The 3,213-nt window shown below is 66.4% G+C and carries 2 protein-coding genes; one reads left to right on the top strand and one right to left on the bottom strand.

What is annotated here, in order from left to right:
- Nucleotides 1-340: 340 nt before the first annotated feature.
- Nucleotides 341-3,010, top strand: a complete 2,670-nt coding sequence (locus ABB33_RS17700; protein WP_082595165.1) for a beta strand repeat-containing protein — start codon at nt 341-343, stop codon at nt 3,008-3,010.
- Here ABB33_RS17700 and ABB33_RS17705 read toward each other — a convergent pair.
- Nucleotides 2,989-3,213 (bottom strand): IS3 family transposase (locus ABB33_RS17705; protein WP_152985159.1); only part of this gene is annotated, 225 nt, incomplete at its 5' end. The genes ABB33_RS17700 and ABB33_RS17705 overlap by 22 nt on opposite strands.

Genomic DNA, 3,213 nt, shown 5'->3' on the forward strand with positions numbered 1-3,213 from the left:
GGGCCGGGAGTGCGCCGGAACACCCTGGCCGCCCCTGCCCCGGGCCACCGTCGTCTGCCAGCGGAGCCGTCCGCGGCACACCCCGGCCATGCCGCCCCCTGCCCGGGCCCGTGCCCGCCCCCCCGGTGCCGATTCCACTTCCCGCAGCCCGCCCAGGACTGCTAGATTCACCGCGCCTGCGCGAGCGGGCGCGTAGGACACCGACGTTGCGACAGGGCCCGTCCGGGGCGTGATCGGATCCGGCTGCTTTCTACGGTAGGGGATATTGAAGGGTTCATTTACGTGGGCGGGCCGCCATCGGGGGGTCCGCCCCTTTGCCTATGCTGTCCAGGGGAAACGCATGTCGACCATCATCCACGATGTCACTCCAGCCTCGCGCCTGCGGGCGTGGCTGCGGCGGAGGACTGCCCTGCTGGGGAAAGCCGCACCGGCCGTGGCGCTTCTGGTCGGATTGCTGGCCAGCCCGCTGGCCGTGGCCGCCACCCCGACCAACGGAACCACGACCTTCGGCTCCGGGGGCGGCGACACGCCGCTGGTATCGGGAAGCGGCGCGACCGGCCTGAGTGTCGACAACATCGTCGGCTCGGGGTGGGACGTGAGCGTGTATACGAACACGCCCGCCCAGATCTATATCGCGGCAGGTGACCTGTACTTCAGTACCGGCGATGGCATCTACTACGGCGACGCGGCGTACGACGGCGAACCGCTGAACTCGTTCCGGGTCGCCTCCAACGACAACAGCGTCTTCGACCTGGGTAGTTTCCAGTATTCCGCGACGGACAACGGCAGCGGCGCCACCGTCTACTTCACCGTGACCGGCTACCTCAATGGCATGGAGGTACCCGGCGCCAACCTGGGTTTCTCGATCAGCGGCCCGGGGGGCAACTGGCCCTTGAACACGGTGGACACATCGGGCGTTGCAGCATTCGCCGGCATCGATGAATTCCGCATCACCGTGGCGGGCCCGGCGCAGGCCAACTTCTTCGCCATCGACAACATCAATGTGAGCAACGTACGGCTGCCCGACACCACGCCGCCCACCGTCTCCAGCATCAACTCCAGCACGACCAACGGTACCTACAAGGCCGGCGACGTCATTTCCGTGCAGGTCAATTTCAGCGAGAACGTGTTCGTCACCGGTACGCCGCAGCTGACCCTGGAAACCGGCGCGATCGACCGCACCGTCAACTACGCAAGCGGCAGCGGCACCAGCACGCTGACCTTCAACTACACCGTGCAGGCTGGCGACACCAGCGCCGACCTGGACTACGTGACCACCAGCGCGCTGGCCCTCAACAGCAGCACCATCAAGGACCTGTCCGGCAACGCCGCGGTACTGACGCTGCCAGCGCCTGGTGCGGCCAATTCGCTGGGCGCGAACAAGAACATCGTCATCGACGGCGTGGTGCCCACGGTCAGCTCGGTCACGGCCAGCAACGCCGACGGGACCTACAAGATCGGTGATGTGCTGTCGGTGCAGGTCAATTTCAGCAAGATGGTGACAGTCACCGGCACGCCGCAACTGACCCTGGAAACCGGCGCGACCGACCGCATCGTCAACTACGCAAGCGGCAGCGGCACCAGCACGCTGACCTTCAGCTACACGGTGGTTTCCGGCAACACCAGTGCCGACCTGGATTACGTATCGACCAGTTCGCTGTCGCTCAACGGCGGCACCATCAAGGACACGACCGGCAACAACGCCACCCTGACCCTGCCCGTACCGGGCGCGGCCAACTCGCTGGGTGCGAACAAAGCCCTGATCATCGACGGCGTGGCCCCCAGTGTCAGCAGCATCGTGGTCAGCGGTTCGCCTGCCAGCACCGACGCCTCGATCGCCTTCACGGTGACCTTCAGCGAGCCGGTGAACAACATCTCCACCGACGACTTCACCCTGGTGGGCACCGGCGGCGCGACCGGCAGCATCGCCAGCGTGTCGGCGTCCAGCGGCAGCACGGTCGACGTCACCATCGCCTCGATCAGCGGCAACGGCACGATCAGAATCAACCTCAACGGCTCGACCAACGTCATCGACAACGCCGGCAACAGCATCGCGTCCTACAGCAGCGGCAGCACCCACACCGTCGCCATCCCGACAGCCCCACCGGCACCGACCATCGGTACGGCCACCGCCGGCGACGGCCAGGCCACGGTGACCTTCACCGCGCCGTCCAGCAATGGCGGCTCGCCCATCTCGACCTACACCGCCACCGCCAACCCCGGTGGCGCCACCGGCAGCTGCGCCGGCCCAGCGGCGTGCACGATCACGGTCGGATCGTTGACCAACGGCACGGCCTACACCTTCACGGTGACAGCAACCAACGGGATCGGCACCGGCACGGCTTCGGGGGCCTCCAACAGCGTCACCCCCAAGGCCGACCAGATCATCACCTTCGCCCAGCCGGGCAACTACAACTTCGGCACCACGCCGACCCTGGGCGCCACCTCCGATTCCGGGCTGACGGTGAGTTTCAGCTCGTCCACGACCGGGGTGTGCACGATCACCTCCGCGGGTGCGCTGACCTTCGTCAGTGCCGGCACCTGCACCATCGATGCCGACCAGGCCGGCAACGCATCCACCAACGCCGCCACCACGGTAAGCCACAGCTTCACCGTGAACGCCGTCGCCCCCGATGCGCCGACCATCGGCACGGCCACCGCCGGCAACCAGCAGGCCACGGTCAGCTTCACCGCGCCGGGCAGCAACGGCGGCAGCAGCATCAACAGCTATACGGTGACCGCCAACCCCGGCGGCAATACCGGTACCGGTTCGGGCTCGCCGATCACCGTCACCGGCCTGACCAACGGGGTGAGCTACAGCTTCACCGTCACCGCAACCAACGGCGCCTCGCTTACCGGCGCGGCGTCGGCTGCGTCCAACGCGATCACCCCGGCCGCACCGCAGACCATCACCTTCAACAATCCGGGGGCGCAGAATTTCGGCACCACGCCGACACTGACCTGGACCGGCCAGAGTTCCGTAGACACTCAGTCGCCGCTCTGCGCGTAGCGCCTCTCAAACTCTACCGGTGACAGTCCGCCAGCGGAACCATGTCGGCGGATGGGGTTGTAGAACATCTCGATGTAGTCGAACACGTCCGATGCAGCAGTGGCCCGTGTCGGATAGATCCTTCGCTTGGTCCGCTCCTTCTTCAATACGCTGAAGAAGCTCTCGGCCACTGACTGGGCATGAACGTTACCGCGACCACCAAA

The sequence above is a fragment of the Stenotrophomonas acidaminiphila genome, assembly GCF_001431595.1.
Taxonomy (GTDB): Bacteria; Pseudomonadota; Gammaproteobacteria; order Xanthomonadales; family Xanthomonadaceae; genus Stenotrophomonas; species Stenotrophomonas acidaminiphila.